This window comes from Bordetella sp. MIP270_01_BMS (assembly GCF_054958705.1).
Genome location: NZ_CM143297.1, coordinates 559,140 through 573,948 on the forward strand (window position 1 = coordinate 559,140; position 14,809 = coordinate 573,948).

Consider the following 14,809-nt stretch of genomic DNA (forward strand, 5'->3'; position numbering starts at 1 on the left):
AGTGCGGTGCGGCAATCAGTATTGCCGCCGCATTTCGGCGGGAGGCCGCTTCAGCTGGGCCCGGTATTTCGACACTGTGCGGCGCGCCACCACGATGCCGTCGGCGGCCAGTTTGCTGGCAAGCGCTACGTCGGAAAGCGGCATGCGGGGGTCTTCATTGTCAATGAGATCCGCTATCAGGGCGCGCACTGCGCCCGCCGAGCATGAGCCCCCCGTGTCGGTGGCGAGTTCGCGTGAGAAGAAGTACTTGAACTCCAGGATGCCCATCGGCGTTGCCATGTACTTGTTGGCCGTGGCGCGCGACACTGTCGACTCATGGATGTCGAGTTCTGCCGACACCTCGCGCAGCATGAGCGGGCGCAAGGCGACAGGCCCATATTCAAAGAACATGTGCTGCAAGCGCACAATGGCCTCCGCGACGCGCTGGATGGTGCTGTAGCGTTGTTCCACGTTGCGCACGAGCCAGCGCGCCTCCTGCAGTTCCTGCGCCATCGGCCCCCGGTCGCGGTAGCGCGTCGTGCGGAACAGATCGGCGTAAGCACGATGCAGCCTGGGCTGCGGAACGGCGCCACGGTTGCAGTGCACCTTCCAGACTCCGTTTTCCTTGCGCACGATAACGTCGGGCACGATGTACGCCGGGGGAGCCTGGTCGTAACGCCGGCCGGGGCGGGGATCGAGCGACCGCACCACATCGCATGCCTGGCGAAGCTCTGCTTCGCTGCAATCCAGCGCGCGTTGCAGCGCCTCATAGTCGTGGCGCGCCAGGATATTCAGGTGCTGCTCGACGATCCGGCGGGCCAGCGGCACGCCCGGGCGTTCCGCGTCCATCGCTTGCAATTGCAGCGTCAGGCATTCCTGCAGATCGCGCGCGCCCAGTCCGGGCACATCCAATTGCTGCACCAGGCGCAGCGCCGCACGCCACTCGCTTTCATCGGGAGCCGCGCCGAACACGGAATTGTCGGCGAGTTCGTCCAGCGGCTGACGCAGGTAACCGTCCTCGTCCAGCGCTTGCACGATGTACTGGGCCAGCAGCCGGTCGCGGGGCGACAGGCGGTAGGTGCGGAGTTCCTGGTCCAGCCGCTCCTGCAGAGATACCGACGCGCCGACCCACTGGCCCATGTCCATGGGCGCGCCGTCGTTGGTATGGCGGGAAGCCGGATAATCGCCCGAATACTCTATCGGGCCGCCTTCGGAAGCGATGATTGACGGTGCGATCGCCTGCTCGGGTTCGACCGGGGTGTTGGTGCCTTCTATTTCCCCGTCATGGCCGTAGGCCGGTACGCTTTCCTCGTCCTCCTCAAGAAACGGGTTCTCGACCAGCGCCTGCCGTACCTCCTGGTTGAACTCCAGGGCTGACATCTGCAGCAGCTTCACCGACTGCTGCAGGCGGGGCGTCAGAGCGGTTTGTTGGTGCAAGCGCAACTCGTGGGCGGCGTGAATCAAAGTCGTCTCCTTTCTGAACAGCCGTGTGCATCGAACACGTTGGTTGATGCAAGATCCATGCCAACCCGATTTTCATAGGGAAGCGCGGTGTTTGGCCGTGGGGCGTGCGAGTTTTTCTTACGGCGCCGTGTAAGAAGTGCCGGAACGGGCCGGGGCGCGGCACAGCCCCCCGGGGGCTGCGGCAGACGGCATAGTGCTTGCTTCTCCGACGTGCCGCGCCGGGCTGCCTCGGCCCTGGTTCCCGGATGCCCCGGGAGCTTCCGTATGGAGAATGGCTCATGAAGAAGATTGCGATTGTCAGCGAACACGCGTCGCCCCTGGCGTTGGCTGGCAGTGTGGACAGCGGCGGCCAGAATATCTATGTCGCCCAGACAGCAAGGCAGTTCGCCGCGGCGGGACATCAGGTGGACATCTTCACGCGTCGTGACGATGCACGGCAATTGGCGGAACTCGAATGGCAACCCGGGATACGCGTGATTCATGTACCGGCCGGCCCGGCCACGTACGTGCCCAAGGAAGAGCTGCTTCCGTATATGGATACCTTTGCCGCGTTCCTGCTCAGGTATTTTGGCAAGCAGGAACGGCCCTATGCCGTAGTCCATGCAAACTTCTTCATGTCGGCGCACGCATGCCTTGCGGTGGCGCGGCGTTACGGTGTGCCGCTGGCCGTGACCTTCCACGCACTGGGCCGTGTGCGGCGACTGCATCAACGCGAGGCAGACAGATTTCCAGACAGCCGCTTCGAGATCGAAAGCGAAATCGTGCGCGAAGCGGATCTGATCGTGGCCGAGTGCCCGCAGGACAGGCGCGACCTGCTCAATCTGTATGGCGCGGATCCCCGCCGCATCCGCGTGGTGCCGTGTGGCTATGATCCTTTGGAAATGGGCCCCGTGGACGGACGGGCAGCGCGACAGCGCCTCGGCTGGAGGGAGGATGAATTCCGGGTACTGCAGCTGGGACGCATGGTGCCTCGCAAGGGCGTGGACAATGTCATCGAGGCTGTGGGGCTACTGAAGCGGCGGCATGGCATTGCGGCGCGGTTATGCGTCGTGGGGGGCGACGAGCGTGATGGGCTGGAGCTCGCACGCCTACAGTCTGTGGCAGAGCAATCGGGCGTTTCCGCGTGCGTGGACTTCGTCGGTCGCAAGGGTCGCGAGGAACTCCGCTGGTACTACGGTGCCAGTGATGTCTTTGTCACCACGCCCTGGTACGAGCCGTTCGGCATTACTCCCGTGGAAGCCATGGCGTGCGGCAGACCCGTCGTGGGCGCCGATACCGGCGGCATACGCAGCACCATCAAAGATGGCCAGACAGGGTTCCTGGTGCAGGCGCGTGACCCCGCTGCGCTGGCAAGCCGCCTCGCGCAGCTGGCGCAGGATGCGGAACTCTGCCGGAAGATGGGGGCAGCGGGCGCGAGCCGCGCGCGGCGCCTGTTCACCTGGTCCCATGTCGGCAAAGAGTTGCTCAGGGTCTATGACGAACTGAGCGCCGGCACGCGCGTAATGCGGCCTGTGTACGCTGCGCCGCAGGTGCGGGCGGCCTGAAGCCCGGCGGTCATGCTGGCCGCCGATCGTGGTTGCCGAGGGCCGGGGCCGCCATCAGGCGGAGCGGTTGCGAGGCAGGGTGGATCGACCGGGTCCGGCGTGCCTTCACGCGGCGCCGCGCCGTTTCAGGACGCTGATGGTCCCGTCGGGTTCTATGTAAGCACGCCTTACGTCCGCCAGATCGTCGCAGCCTTTCTGCCGTAGTTCGCTCATCAGCTCTTCGAGGGTGATGTACTCGCGGCGCAGGCTTCGGCGTTGAAGCTGCCCGTCACGCACCAGGCAGACTTTATGCGGTTCCAGCAGCCGGGCCAGCCAGGGCAGGAAGTAGGTCAGCCGATCGATGAGAGCCACCCAACCCACGATCACGCTCACGAGGATGGCCCCGTCCGTGATGGACTGGTAATTGCCAGCCATGCCGTTCTGCGCTGCGTCGGCAATCATTACCAGGACCAGCATGTCTGCCACGCCCAAAGACCCGATATCGCGGCGCCCCGCGACGCGCAGCAGAATCAATATGAACCAGTACATGGCGGAGCCGCGCACGATCAGCTCCAGCGGCGGAACTGTCAGACGAAACAGGTCTGACCAATTGACGTCCATGGTCGAAACTCCAATTGAGGCAATGTCGGCGGCCTCACTTCAGGGCCGCCGGTGACGGCGACGCTTCAGCCGGGCTCGCCGCCGTTGCGCGCAGGATCGGGCCGGCTGTGCGCCAGGCCGGCTTCGTCTTCATCGACGATCCGGTCTGCCTCGATATCGGAACCACTATCGTCGTCCAAGGTCGGGTTCACGCTTTCCCGTTCACCCGTGCCTTGCGAGTCGGTGTCGAGATCGCCGGCCGTGCCGGGCAGGTCGCTTCCGGAATCCGAAGAGTCGCTGGGCCCCAGGCCCGGCGGGCGTGGCATGGCCTGGATGGCAAATGGGGAGACACGGAACAATTGCTGGTGCATGGCGGGGCTCCTTTATGTAAGGGCGCGCGGCGGCGCTCGAGGCGCCTGCTGCAATTATCGTGCCGGGGTCTCGGGAATGGAGCTTGCGGGCTGGCGCGTCCACCTCATTCTTTCTGTGCTTTCAGGAGAAAACCATGTCCGATCCCCGCCAGACTCGTTCAGGGCCTTCCAAGGACGATAAGCAGGACGAGCGCGTGCGCGAAGGAGATACCGATCGCACGCTGAACGACCGCCCCGCCGATCCCAACAGGGCAGGGGCCAAGGTCCGCATCCCGCCCGGCGTCGACGCTCAGGACCTGTGGGACCCCGGCAACCAGACCCCCGACGCTCCGCCGGTGGATAACCGCTCCTAGGCCATTTGGCTCGGGGCCGGGCCGATGGCTCGTGGGTTCATTCACCGCCTGGGCATGCCAGTTGCTATGTAACGGCGCCCGCAGTCTGCGGGTATCCCCAGGGGAACGACATGAATCCGTGGAAAATGGCAGGCATTGCCGCCGTGGCTGCAGCGGCGGTGATAGTCGGTATACAGGCTTACGCCTCTTCGGCAGCGTTGGATCAACAAGACCGTTTGTTCATGGAAGCCGCCACGCGGGCGGGCCTGTTCGAGCTGCGCTCCGGCGACATGGCCGCGCAACGCGCATCCAGCCTTGAACTGCGCGCGTACGCCCGCGCGGTCATGGAAGATCATGCGGTGGCACGAGCTGATCTTCTCGCACTGGCTGCCGCGAAGTCCCGCGCAGTACCCACTGCGGTGGGCGCGGAGCAGCATGCCGTACTTGGCGAATTGCAGTCGGCCGCACCCGGCGAGTTCGACGAGCTCTACCTGAAGAAGGTCGCGCTCGAGGGGCAGGCGGCGGTATTGCGCCTGTTCAAGCGAACCGTGCGGGACAGTCGGGACCCGCAGATCCAGGCATATGCCGCCAGCGTGGTGCCCATGTTGCAACGCCACCTGGAAAAGGCGCGTGAGCTGCAGGGTCAGCAATACTGGCATGGCAACACGGCGAGCATGGTCGCGGCAGTGGAGATGGCGGATTGATGCTGCCCGCACGCCGGCACCGGCGCAGCCCAGCGCCAGCGCCAAGCTGTTCCGCAGCAATCAGGGGGCGCGCCCGGGCTCGGGTCGAGGCGCCCCCGTTTTGTCGAACACGCCCCGCAGCAAGTCGATGGGAACGGGGAACACGATGGTTGATGACTTGTCTCCGGCAATGTCGTACAGGCTGGAGAGGTAGCGCAACTGCATGGCTTCGGGAGCGGACGCAAGCACCCGGGCTGCCTCGACGAGTTTTTCGGCCGCCTGCTGCTCGCCTTCCGCATTGATGATGCGTGCGCGGCGATTGCGTTCGGCCTCCGCCTGACGCGCGATTGCCCGGACCATGCTTTCGTCGATATCGACGTGCTTGATTTCCACGTTTGCGACCTTGATACCCCAGTCTTCGGTCTGGCGATCGAGAATCGTCTGCAGATCTGCGTTGAGCTTGTCGCGTTCCGAGAGCATCTCATCGAGCTCATGCTTGCCCAGTACGGAGCGCAGCGTGGTTTGCGCCAGCTGGCTGGTGGCGTCCATGTACCGTTCAACCTGTATCACGGCGCGATCCGCGTCGACCACGCGAAAGTACAGCACCGCGTTGACCTTGACGGATACGTTGTCCCGCGAAATGATGTCCTGCGTGGGAACGTCCAGTACGACCGTGCGTAAGTCGACGCGAACCATTTGCTGCACAAGGGGGACCAGTATGATCAATCCCGGGCCCTTCACGCCGCTGAAGCGTCCCAGCGTAAAAACGACACCACGCTCGTACTCGCGCAGCACACGGATCATGGACATGGCCAGCAATACCAGTACTGCAACTGCGATCAAAGATGCGATCATCGTCATGGGGTCTCCTTGTGGGTGGGGGCTCTTGCGCGCACATGCAACACGAGGCCCTCGCGTGATTCGATGACAGCGGGATCTCCCGGCCTGAGCGGCCCCTCGGCGCGCGCCTGCCACGTTTCCCCGCCGGCGCGTACCAGCCCGCAATGGCCGTGCCACGACAACACCTCCACGGCCTGACCCGTGCGCGTGCCGTGGCCGGAAACCGTCAGATTGCGCCGCGAGCGCAGCGCCACATAGAAAATCAGGAACAGCACCAGCGCACTGGCGACGGCGGCGGCAGCCACCAACGGGATCGACAGCGCGAATTCCGACGAAGGCGTGTCGTACAGAAAGAACGATCCGTAGGCGAACAGAGCCAGTCCCGCGACCCCGAGCAGGCCGAGTGTCGGGGTGAGCGCCTCGGCGGCCATCAAGGCGATGCCGAGCACAACCAGGCCCAGGCCGGCGTAGCCGACGGGTAGCATGTTCAGGGCAAACAGGGCGGTGACCAGCGCGATCACGCCCAGTGCGCCCGGCAGGATGACCCCAGGATTCATCATCTCGAACAGGATCCCGTAAATACCCAGCAGGAGCAGCAGGTATGCGATATTTGGATCGGTGATCACGGCCAGGACGCGCGTGCGCCAGTCGGGTTGCAGTTCCACGACCTGGGCGTCGCGCGTAGCCAGCGCAATGGTGCTGGCGTTCACCCGCACTTCGCGCCCGTGCACACGATCCAGCAAATCCTGCGTATCGCTGGCCAGCAGATCCACAACTTGCTGTTCGTGCGCCTCGCGGGCCGAGAGGCTCGCGGCACCACGCACCGCTTCCTCAGCCCATTGCGCGTTTCGGCCGCGCAGTTCGGCCAGGCCACGAATAAACGCCGCGGCGTCGTTCACGGCCTTGCGCTCGGGCGCGTCGGCATCAGTGGACGGCTGGTTTGCCCCGGGGGCGGTCTTGCCGTCGGAACCTGCCTGACTTCCGGAAGCGCCCGTGGGGCGGTCGGGCGGGTTATCGGGGCGTTGGGCCGGCCCCATCTGCACCGGCGTCGCAGCTCCCAGGTTGGTCGCGGGCGCCATGGCCGCGACATGGCAGGCATACAGGATATAAGTGCCCGCGCTGGCCGCCCTGGCGCCGCCCGGCGCGACATAGCCGATGACTGGAACCGGCGACGCAATGATCGCCTGCACGATGTCGCGCATGGAGGAATCGAGCCCGCCCGGCGTATCGATGCGCAGCACGACAGCGGCGGCGCGCCGCCTGTCTGCGTCGGCCAGCCCTCGTTGCAAGTACTCGGTGGTGGCCGGCCCGACCGCCCCGTGCAGATGAAGCAGCATGACCGGGGCCGCCTGCGGTGCATCGGGAGCCTGGGCCTGCGCGGGCGGGCATATCAGCGCGATGGCCAGGCAGAACCGGGCCAGGGACTGGAGCAGGCGAACAAGACTGCCGTCCGCGTACGGACGACATGACCGGCGGTGCGTCATGGCGGCCTCCTGAAAGGGGCCCCCGTACAGGCCCTGTGACCATGGTAGTGCCTGAGCCGGCTCACTACAAGGCGCGCCCCACGCGGCTCATCGGGGCCGGGGGGGCACGCCGTCGTGCGTCAGGGCGTGTCGCGCGCCAGCAGTTCCACGAGGCGCGGGACGGTGGTCTGGGGAGGGCTGTTCTGAGCGCCGCGTTCAAACAACTTCTCGATGGCGTCGGCAGCGCCATGCACGGCACCGGTTTCCTGCGCCATGGTGGTGTAGTAGTTCAGGTCTTTGCGCGCGTTCGACAGCGAGAATCGCAATCCGGTGTCGTCGCCCGATTCCAGGAACGGCCGCATGCGGTCAAGCGCCGCCCCGCCGCCGCCGCCCTTGGCGAGCACGTCGATCAGCACCGACGCATCGATGCCCGCGCGCTGTGCGCAGGCGGCGGCTTCGGCGATGATGGCGGCGCATCCCAGCGATACATAGTTATGCACCAGCTTCATACGGTGTCCGGAACCGACGGGTCCGGCGTAGGTGATGTTCTCGGCATAGCAGCGCAGCAAGGGCTCGCAACGTTCGTACAGGGCCCGTTCGCCACCTACCAGCAGGTTGAGCCGACCCTCGGCTGCTTCTTTGGGGGTGCGGGTCATGGGCGCGTCTAGGAACTGCGCGCCCGCATCGGTCACCGCCTGTGCAATTTTTACCGTGGACGAGGGAATCGCTGTGGAGCAGTCGATGACGACCGCGCCCGGCCGCAAGCCCTGCAACAGGCCATCGGGGCTGAACAGCACGTCTTCGACCTGCGGCGTGCCTGTGACACACAGGATGATGATGTTCGCCTGGCGCGCCACCTGGGCCGGGCTGGCGACCTTCGCCGCCCCGGCCGCCAACAGGTTGTCGATGGGCTGGTTGCCCGGGTGATCGAGGACCACCAGGGGATAGCCATGCTTGACGATGTTGCTTGCGATGCCGTGGCCCATCAGGCCAACGCCTATCATGCCGATGGTGTCTTTATTGCTGTTCATGAGTTCGTTGCACGCGTGTGGAAGAGGCCGCGATCGCGGCGGGACTGGTATAGATCATACAAGCCGCGGGCGGGCGCAGACCAGCCCGGCCCCGGGGCGGGTTGGAACGGCCGCGCGGGGCCCGCACGACGACGCGTCTGCAGACTGCAACGCCGCCGAAAAGAAGGGGGCTCAGTGCCAGCGCCGGCCGCGGGCCGCTGTCAGCACGGTTCCGCAGATCAGGGCGGCGGCACCGGCCCACACAAGACCACGACCGCTGGTGGAAAGCTGGGTGTACATGCTGCGCCGCCGCACGTTGGGCGCTTGTACCCCGTCGCGCGCCGTATCGTCCTGGACTGGCGCGCCGGCGTCGTACAGGGCATCAGCCCGGTCGCCGGCGGCAGTGTCGCTGCGCTGGTTGCGTATCAGCCAGCCCGCCAGGTGATCCGAGAGGCGGGGCATGCGCCAGCCCATGGAAGAGATGGCCTTGGATGCGCCGCCTACGAAAATGTCGCGGCGCGGATGCTCTGCGGCGAACAGGATGGCGCGCGCGACGGTGTCGGCCGCATACAGCGGCGGTGGCAGGCGCGGCTCCACGTCCATGTAATTGCGCGCGTGCCGGGCGAAGCCTGTGGCGATGGATGCCGGCTTGACCAGGGTGACGGACACCGGGGCGCCCTCGGTCTCGAGTTCCATGCGCAGCGCGTCGGTATAGCCCTTGACCGCATGTTTCGACGCGGAATACGCGCCCTGCAGCGGGACGGCACGGTCGGAGACCTCGCTGCCTATGTTGATGAGCGCGCCGCCATTCTTCTTCAGGTGCGCCACGGCGGTAAGCGATCCGTATACCACGCCCCAGAAATTGGTCTCGAACAGCTTGCGCTGGTCCTCGAGCGGCACATCTTCGAGCCGGCCGAAAATCGAGACGCCGGCATTGTTGACCCAGGTATCGATGCGGCCATATTGGTCGATTGCGGCGCCGAGAATGCGGTCATGATCGGCCGCCACGCCCACGTCAGCCTGCACGGCGAGCGCGTCGCCTCCTTCTTGCCGGATGCTGGCCACGAGATCGTCCAGCGCCTGCTGATTGCGGCAGGCCAGGACGAGTTTCGCTCCCTGGCGCGCGGCCATGCGCGCTGTGGCGAGGCCGATGCCGCTGCTGGCGCCGGTAATCACCATGACCTGATCATGTAGTTTCTTCAGTCGGACGTTCATGTCTATCTCCCGTGAGGGGCGCGGACGCCGGCCGGCACGCGCCGGGAGGACCGCGCCAGGGCAGCGAACGTCGCAGTTCGGTTTCGAAGTCGCGGCGCCACTCGGGCGGCACATGTTGAGCCAGCCGTAATCGAGCGGAGCCGTAATGCAGCCAGAGTCCATCTGGCGTGTCGACGGGACGCACGAGGCGTGCCCAGTTTCGGTTGAAGACATGGCGCGTCGTGCGCCCGGCGACGCACACGTCGACCAGCATGCGGCCGTCGTCGAGCAGCGTGATGGTCTCGCCATCACGCACATGGCGGGCGAATACGAATGTGGCCGCGACGATGAGGGTAAGTTCGAGCGCTCCGAATACGGCAACCATCCATAATCCGCGCAAGCTGAACACCAGGCTGATCACCAGGACGAGGCCGGCCGTTGCGGCCATGTGGCCCAGGAACTGCCCAGGCATCACGCAGCAGGTGCGCTTGAGGACCCAGCGCCGCTCGACGGTGGCCGGCGGTATCTGCGGGGAGGAGGTATCGCAGCCCCCGGAAGGCAGGGCGCCCGCGCACGCAGGGGCGGATGACATGGCTGCGGCCCTCAGCGTATGTCGGGAGGGACCGCGAAGGTGTGATGCGGCGCGGGCGAGGGCACGGTCCATTCCAGGCCTTCGGCACCATCCCAGGGGTTGGCCGCCGCCACGGCGCCCTTGCCCCGATAGCACTGCAGCATCAGATACAGGAACAGCAGCTGCGAAATGCCGAACCAGAACGCGCCGATGGTGGCCCACTGGTGGAAGGTGGTGAACTGCGCGGCATAATCGGCATAGCGACGCGGCATGCCGGCCAGCCCCAGAAAATGCATGGGAAAAAAGGTAATGTTGAACGAGATCATGGTTGACCAGAAGTGGACCTTGCCCAGTTTCTCGTTGTACATACGCCCCGTCCACTTGGGTACCCAGTAATACGCGCCACCGAACAGCGCGAACAGCGAGCCCGCCACCAGCACGTAATGGAAATGGGCCACTACGTAGTAGGTGTCATGCACCTGGATGTCGATGGGAGCCACGGCGAGTATCAGGCCCGTGAAGCCGCCCATGGTGAATACGAAGATGAACCCGATGGCGAACAGCATGGGCGTCTGCATGCTGAGCGATCCTCGCCACATGGTGGCAACCCAATTGAAGACCTTCACGCCGGTCGGTATCGAGATCAGCATGGTGGCGTACATGAAGTACAGCTGTCCGGCCACCGGCATGCCAGTGGCGAACATATGGTGAGCCCACACGATGAAGGAAAGCACGGCGATGGCCGACGTGGCATACACCATCGACGCGTAGCCAAATAGTTTCTTGCGGGAAAACGCGGGGACGATCATGGATACGATGCCGAACGCCGGCAGAATCATGATGTACACCTCGGGATGGCCGAAGAACCAGAACACGTGCTGGTACATCACGGGGTCGCCGCCGGCGGCGGCATTGAAGAAGCCCGTGCCGAAATGGCGGTCGGTCAGCAACATGGTGACGGCGGCCGCCAGGACCGGCATGACGGCGATGAGCAGGAACGCCGTGATCAGCCAGGTCCAGCAGAACATCGGCATCTTCATCATCGTCATGCCCGGTGCACGCATGTTGAGGATGGTGACGATGATGTTGATGGCGCCCATGATGGATGATGCCCCCATCAGGTGGATGGCGAAGATGGCCAGATCCATGCCCGGGCCCATCTGCGTGGACAGCGGTGCGTAGAGTGTCCAGCCCGCGGCCGTTGCACCCCCGGGTACGAAGAACGAGGCGGTGAGCATGATGGCGGCCACCGGCAGCAGCCAGAAGCTGAAATTGTTCATGCGGGCAAAAGCCATGTCAGCCGCGCCGATCTGCATCGGTATCATCCAGTTGGCGAAGCCGACGAGCGACGGCATGATGGCGCCGAAAATCATGATCAGGCCATGCATGGTGGTGAACTGGTTGAACAGTTCAGGCTGGAAGAACTGCAGCCCGGGCTCGAACAGCTCGGTGCGCAGCAGCAAGGCCAGCAGGCCGCCTTCGAGCAGCATCGCGAACGAGAAGATGAGATACATCGTCCCGATGTCTTTATGGTTGGTGGCAAGCAGCCAGCGCCGCCACCCTTGCGCCGGGTCGTGCCCGTGGGGAGCATCGTGGGTCAGGGTGTTCATTGGCGTATCCCCGAAAGAAATGGGAGGGTCTGCCGCGGCTGGCGCGCCAGGTTTACATCAGTGCGCCCAGGGCAATCGCATGACGGCTTCGGTTATTGAGCGCGCGTGGCGCTGACAACATCCTGAAAACCCTGACGCCATGTACTGTATCGCTCAGCTGGCTGCGCCGGAATTGCCGGCGACGCCTTCCGATTGCACTTCCGAGCCGCCTGCCTTGCCGCTTTTACGCAGCCGGGCTTCGAGCATGGCGTACAGGATCGTGGCCAACGCCAACGGACCCAGGTAGTAAATGGCGCGATAGGCGAGCAGGGTGCCCAGCACCTGCGACTTGGACACGTCCCCGGCGAGCATGGCCACGAAGACCGCCTCGAGCACGCCCACGCCGCCCGGTATGTGGACGATGGCGCCGGCGATACTGCTGAGCAGCAACGCGGCCAGGACGAGGGCGTACGACACCTCGCGCTCGAACAGCAGGTACAGGATGCCGCCCATGGCGCCCCAGCAGATGGCCGACAGCACAGATTGAAGAATGGCCACTCGCAGGGTGGGCAGGGGCAGCCGCCGGCCCGCTACATGCACATGGCGGCGGGGCCAGAAAGCGCACAGCGCCAGATAGGCGGCTGCGACAGCCAGCATGGCAAACCCGGCCAGCTGCAGTAGAAGCGGGCTCATGTCCCAGGCGGTCGGCGTTTCATGCATGGCGAACAAGACACCAAAAAGCCACAGGTAACCCAGCCAATTGGTGAAGATGCTCATTGCCACCACTTTCGAGATGACGGAAAGCCGCAGGCCCAGCTTGCTGTAGAGACGGAAGCGCAGGCCGACGCCGCCGACCAGCGCGCCCAGATTCACGTTGGCCGAGTAACTGACGAAGGCCACCGTCATCGTGGTGGCGGCGCTGAGTTTGTGTTTGGTATAGGCCCGGCCCAGCAGGTCGAAGGAGGTATAGGCCAGATATGCCACCGGCACCAGGCAGGCACTTTCGATCAGCACCGACCTGGGCATTTTGCGCAGGATGCCCCACACCTCCTGCCATTCGACGTCGCGGGCCAATTGCGCCAGCAGCGCGATGGCGGCCAACATGAAAACACCCGTCCAGATGCGACGGGTGCGTTTCCAGAAGCGGCGCAGCGCGCGCCAGGCAGAATGGTGAAACAGGCGGCGCAATTTATTCATGATTGTTCTCTTTGGCAGTCGCCGCAGTCTGGGCGGGTTCGATGTGTTCGAAGCGCGGCGCATGCGACGGCAAAATGGATGCCCAGGTGGGGAAATGCCGCAGGACGTGGAAAACCGCCACGCCAAACCACAGGCGGCGCAAGGCACGCTTGACCCCCTCTTGCGGCACGATGCGGCGACAGTGACGTTGCATCAGGCGCTCGAGCGACGCGCGCAGCGCTGAAGTGAACTCTCGGTCACGGACCACGACGTTGGCTTCCAGGTTCAGGGACAGGCTGAGCGGATCCAGGTTGCTGGATCCGATCGTCGCCCATTCTTCGTCGACGCAGGCGACTTTGCCGTGCAGAGGACGCTCGCAGTATTCGTAGATCTGGACGCCTGCCGACATCAGGTAGTCGTATAGGGTTCGCGCGGCGAGCTTGGCAATGGGCATATCGGGCTCGCCTTGCAGGATCAACCGGACCCGTACGCCCCTGCGGGCGGCATTGCGCAGGTCACGAAGCAGGCGGTAGCCCGGGAAGAAGTAGGCATTGGCGACGATGATGTCCTGCTGGGCCGTGCGGAATCCCGCACGGTAGTACCGTTCTATGTCGGTGCTGTGGCGGTCGTTGTCGCGGGTGACGAACAGCGCCGCGCCCTGGCCCGTCGGGCCGTGCGCGGCGCCGCGGCGCAATGCCCAGCGGCGACGGCGTCCGCGCTGGACCACATTGCGGACAAAGGCACGAATGTCGTCCACGATGGGGCCGCGGAATTCAGCGGCATAGTCCTGCTTGGCTTCCGGGCCGAACGACGCCAGATGGTCGGCCGAGTAATTGATGCCGCCCACGAAGGCGATCTCGCCGTCCACCACCACCAATTTGCGATGCAGGCGCCGCAACGCATTGACCCGAAAGCCGAAAATGCGGGGCTGGGGGTCGAAGATATGAAAGCGCACACCCGCTTCCGTCAGCCCTGAAATGAATGTTTCGTCCAGGCAATCCGAGCCATATCCATCGACGGTGAGATCGATCTCGACCCCTCTTTGCGCGGCCGCGATGAGCACTTCCCTGAGCTCCCGCCCGACTTCGTCGTCGAACAGTATGAAAGTCTCAAGAAACACCTCTTTCTTGGCTGCCCGGATGGCGCCGAACACCCGGGGGAAGAATTCTTCGCCGTTTTCCAGCAAGTGCACGGAATTGCCGTGCCGCCATACGCTCGTCATAGCCTCACCTCTGCCGCCAGCGGGGCGTGATCGGAAAGGTGGCGCCAGACGCGCGAGGCGAGGGGCACGGGCCGGGCTGCAGCGACATTGCGAACGTAGATGCGGTCCAGCGCCAGCATGGGCCAGCGGGCTGGAAACGTGCGCGGTTCACGACCGAGGACGCTGCGAAACACGTCGTGCATCGAACAGGCCGCCAATGCCTGGCCCGCGCGGCGACGCCAGTCGTTGAAGTCGCCTCCCACCAGCACGGGGGCACCTTCTTCAATTCCGTGGACCAGCGAGCACAGGCGTCCAAGCTGGGCGCGGCGATGTGTTTCGCGCAGGCCCAGGTGCACGCAGACTACGTGCAGATCGCCCCCCGCGGATGGATGGCGGACTTTGCAATGCAGCATTCCCCGGCTTTCATGTTTGCCGATGGATACATCGTGATTGTGGTGTTCCACGATGGGCCAGCGCGACAGTACGGCGTTGCCGTGGTCGCCATCGGGATACACGGCGTTGCGTCCGTAGGCAAAGTCGCTCCAGAGGCTGTCGGCCAGGAACTCGTACTGTGACGTCGCGGGCCAGGATGCCAGGCGCCTGGCATGCCGGTGATGGTTGCCGATGACTTCCTGCAGAAACACGATGTCGGGTTGGGCATCGCGCAGCGCGGAGCGCAGTTCGTGCAGAATGAAGCTGCGATTGAATATTGTGAAGCCTTTGTGTACGTTGACCGTCAGCAGTTTGACGATGGCGCCGTCTCGAGCGGACGCTTCCTGACCGGGCATAGAGGTCTCCAGTGGCATGCCGAAG

15 protein-coding genes are annotated in these 14,809 nt (G+C 64.7%); 3 read left to right on the top strand and 12 right to left on the bottom strand.

The window, feature by feature from the left end:
* Positions 1-15: 15 nt before the first annotated feature.
* Positions 16-1,443, bottom strand: coding sequence for an RNA polymerase factor sigma-54 (locus ACV17W_RS02575; RefSeq protein WP_462594901.1), 1,428 nt, complete (start codon positions 1,441-1,443; stop codon positions 16-18).
* A gap of 278 nt (positions 1,444-1,721) precedes the next feature.
* Here ACV17W_RS02575 and ACV17W_RS02580 point away from each other — a divergent pair, with 278 nt between their 5' ends.
* Positions 1,722-2,987 carry a glycosyltransferase gene (locus ACV17W_RS02580; protein ID WP_462594902.1) on the top strand — a complete coding sequence of 422 codons (1,266 nt, stop codon included), beginning with the start codon at positions 1,722-1,724 and terminating at the stop codon, positions 2,985-2,987.
* A gap of 105 nt (positions 2,988-3,092) precedes the next feature.
* Here the strand turns inward: ACV17W_RS02580 and ACV17W_RS02585 are convergent, their stop codons facing one another.
* Positions 3,093-3,587: a DUF421 domain-containing protein gene (locus ACV17W_RS02585; protein WP_462594903.1), complete on the bottom strand. Its 495-nt coding sequence runs from the start codon at positions 3,585-3,587 to the stop codon at positions 3,093-3,095.
* 65 nt (positions 3,588-3,652) lie between these two features.
* Positions 3,653-3,937 carry a MatE family transporter gene (locus ACV17W_RS02590; RefSeq protein WP_462594904.1) on the bottom strand — a complete coding sequence of 95 codons (285 nt, stop codon included), beginning with the start codon at positions 3,935-3,937 and terminating at the stop codon, positions 3,653-3,655.
* A gap of 134 nt (positions 3,938-4,071) precedes the next feature.
* Here ACV17W_RS02590 and ACV17W_RS02595 point away from each other — a divergent pair, with 134 nt between their 5' ends.
* Positions 4,072-4,290 carry a hypothetical protein gene (locus ACV17W_RS02595; RefSeq protein ID WP_462594905.1) on the top strand — a complete coding sequence of 73 codons (219 nt, stop codon included), beginning with the start codon at positions 4,072-4,074 and terminating at the stop codon, positions 4,288-4,290.
* A 110-nt stretch (positions 4,291-4,400) separates the two neighbouring features.
* Positions 4,401-4,973 (top strand): DUF4142 domain-containing protein, encoded by a 573-nt coding sequence (locus tag ACV17W_RS02600; protein ID WP_462594906.1) that lies wholly within the window; start codon positions 4,401-4,403, stop codon positions 4,971-4,973.
* Between the two features lie 60 nt (positions 4,974-5,033).
* Here the strand turns inward: ACV17W_RS02600 and ACV17W_RS02605 are convergent, their stop codons facing one another.
* From ACV17W_RS02605 to ACV17W_RS02645, 9 genes are all read right to left on the bottom strand, one after another.
* On the bottom strand, positions 5,034-5,813 hold the full coding sequence (locus ACV17W_RS02605) for a slipin family protein (RefSeq protein WP_462594907.1): 780 nt from the start codon (positions 5,811-5,813) through the stop codon (positions 5,034-5,036).
* Complete coding sequence (locus ACV17W_RS02610; protein WP_462594908.1) at positions 5,810-7,276, bottom strand: NfeD family protein; 1,467 nt, start codon at positions 7,274-7,276, stop codon at positions 5,810-5,812. Before ACV17W_RS02610 ends, ACV17W_RS02605 begins: the two co-directional genes overlap by 4 nt.
* Before the next feature lie 119 nt (positions 7,277-7,395).
* Entirely contained in the window at positions 7,396-8,286 is an 891-nt protein-coding gene (locus tag ACV17W_RS02615) for an NAD(P)-dependent oxidoreductase (protein ID WP_462594909.1), read from the bottom strand.
* Positions 8,287-8,457: 171 nt separating this feature from the next.
* Positions 8,458-9,480 (bottom strand): SDR family oxidoreductase, encoded by a 1,023-nt coding sequence (locus ACV17W_RS02620; RefSeq protein WP_462594910.1) that lies wholly within the window; start codon positions 9,478-9,480, stop codon positions 8,458-8,460.
* Positions 9,452-10,051, bottom strand: coding sequence for a DUF2244 domain-containing protein (locus ACV17W_RS02625; protein WP_462594911.1), 600 nt, complete (start codon positions 10,049-10,051; stop codon positions 9,452-9,454). The genes ACV17W_RS02620 and ACV17W_RS02625 overlap by 29 nt, the downstream gene beginning before the upstream one ends.
* 11 nt (positions 10,052-10,062) lie before the next feature.
* Entirely contained in the window at positions 10,063-11,640 is a 1,578-nt protein-coding gene (gene ctaD, locus ACV17W_RS02630; RefSeq protein WP_462594912.1) for a cytochrome c oxidase subunit I, read from the bottom strand.
* 153 nt (positions 11,641-11,793) lie between these two features.
* Positions 11,794-12,816 (bottom strand): lysylphosphatidylglycerol synthase domain-containing protein, encoded by a 1,023-nt coding sequence (locus tag ACV17W_RS02635; RefSeq protein WP_462594913.1) that lies wholly within the window; start codon positions 12,814-12,816, stop codon positions 11,794-11,796.
* A complete protein-coding gene (gene clsB / locus ACV17W_RS02640) occupies positions 12,809-14,017 on the bottom strand; it encodes a cardiolipin synthase ClsB (RefSeq protein WP_462594914.1) in 1,209 nt (402 codons plus the stop codon). Before clsB ends, ACV17W_RS02635 begins: the two co-directional genes overlap by 8 nt.
* Positions 14,014-14,784 (bottom strand): endonuclease/exonuclease/phosphatase family protein, encoded by a 771-nt coding sequence (locus tag ACV17W_RS02645; RefSeq protein WP_462594915.1) that lies wholly within the window; start codon positions 14,782-14,784, stop codon positions 14,014-14,016. The genes clsB and ACV17W_RS02645 overlap by 4 nt, the downstream gene beginning before the upstream one ends.
* Positions 14,785-14,809 lie beyond the last annotated feature (25 nt).

Bases quoted from the DNA above. Each gene is read 5' to 3' on its own strand.
- ACV17W_RS02605 (WP_462594907.1), bottom strand. From the start codon at position 5,813: ATGACGATGATCGCATCTTTGATCGCAGTTGCAGTACTGGTATTGCTG.
- ACV17W_RS02645 (WP_462594915.1), bottom strand. From the start codon at position 14,784: ATGCCCGGTCAGGAAGCGTCCGCTCGAGACGGCGCCATCGTCAAACTG.
- ACV17W_RS02600 (WP_462594906.1), top strand. From the start codon at position 4,401: ATGAATCCGTGGAAAATGGCAGGCATTGCCGCCGTGGCTGCAGCGGCG.
- ACV17W_RS02595 (WP_462594905.1), top strand. From the start codon at position 4,072: ATGTCCGATCCCCGCCAGACTCGTTCAGGGCCTTCCAAGGACGATAAG.
- ACV17W_RS02590 (WP_462594904.1), bottom strand. From the start codon at position 3,937: ATGCACCAGCAATTGTTCCGTGTCTCCCCATTTGCCATCCAGGCCATG.
- ACV17W_RS02585 (WP_462594903.1), bottom strand. From the start codon at position 3,587: ATGGACGTCAATTGGTCAGACCTGTTTCGTCTGACAGTTCCGCCGCTG.
- ctaD (WP_462594912.1), bottom strand. From the start codon at position 11,640: ATGAACACCCTGACCCACGATGCTCCCCACGGGCACGACCCGGCGCAA.
- clsB (WP_462594914.1), bottom strand. From the start codon at position 14,017: ATGACGAGCGTATGGCGGCACGGCAATTCCGTGCACTTGCTGGAAAAC.
- ACV17W_RS02620 (WP_462594910.1), bottom strand. From the start codon at position 9,480: ATGAACGTCCGACTGAAGAAACTACATGATCAGGTCATGGTGATTACC.
- ACV17W_RS02635 (WP_462594913.1), bottom strand. From the start codon at position 12,816: ATGAATAAATTGCGCCGCCTGTTTCACCATTCTGCCTGGCGCGCGCTG.
- ACV17W_RS02580 (WP_462594902.1), top strand. From the start codon at position 1,722: ATGAAGAAGATTGCGATTGTCAGCGAACACGCGTCGCCCCTGGCGTTG.
- ACV17W_RS02625 (WP_462594911.1), bottom strand. From the start codon at position 10,051: ATGTCATCCGCCCCTGCGTGCGCGGGCGCCCTGCCTTCCGGGGGCTGC.
- ACV17W_RS02610 (WP_462594908.1), bottom strand. From the start codon at position 7,276: ATGACGCACCGCCGGTCATGTCGTCCGTACGCGGACGGCAGTCTTGTT.
- ACV17W_RS02615 (WP_462594909.1), bottom strand. From the start codon at position 8,286: ATGAACAGCAATAAAGACACCATCGGCATGATAGGCGTTGGCCTGATG.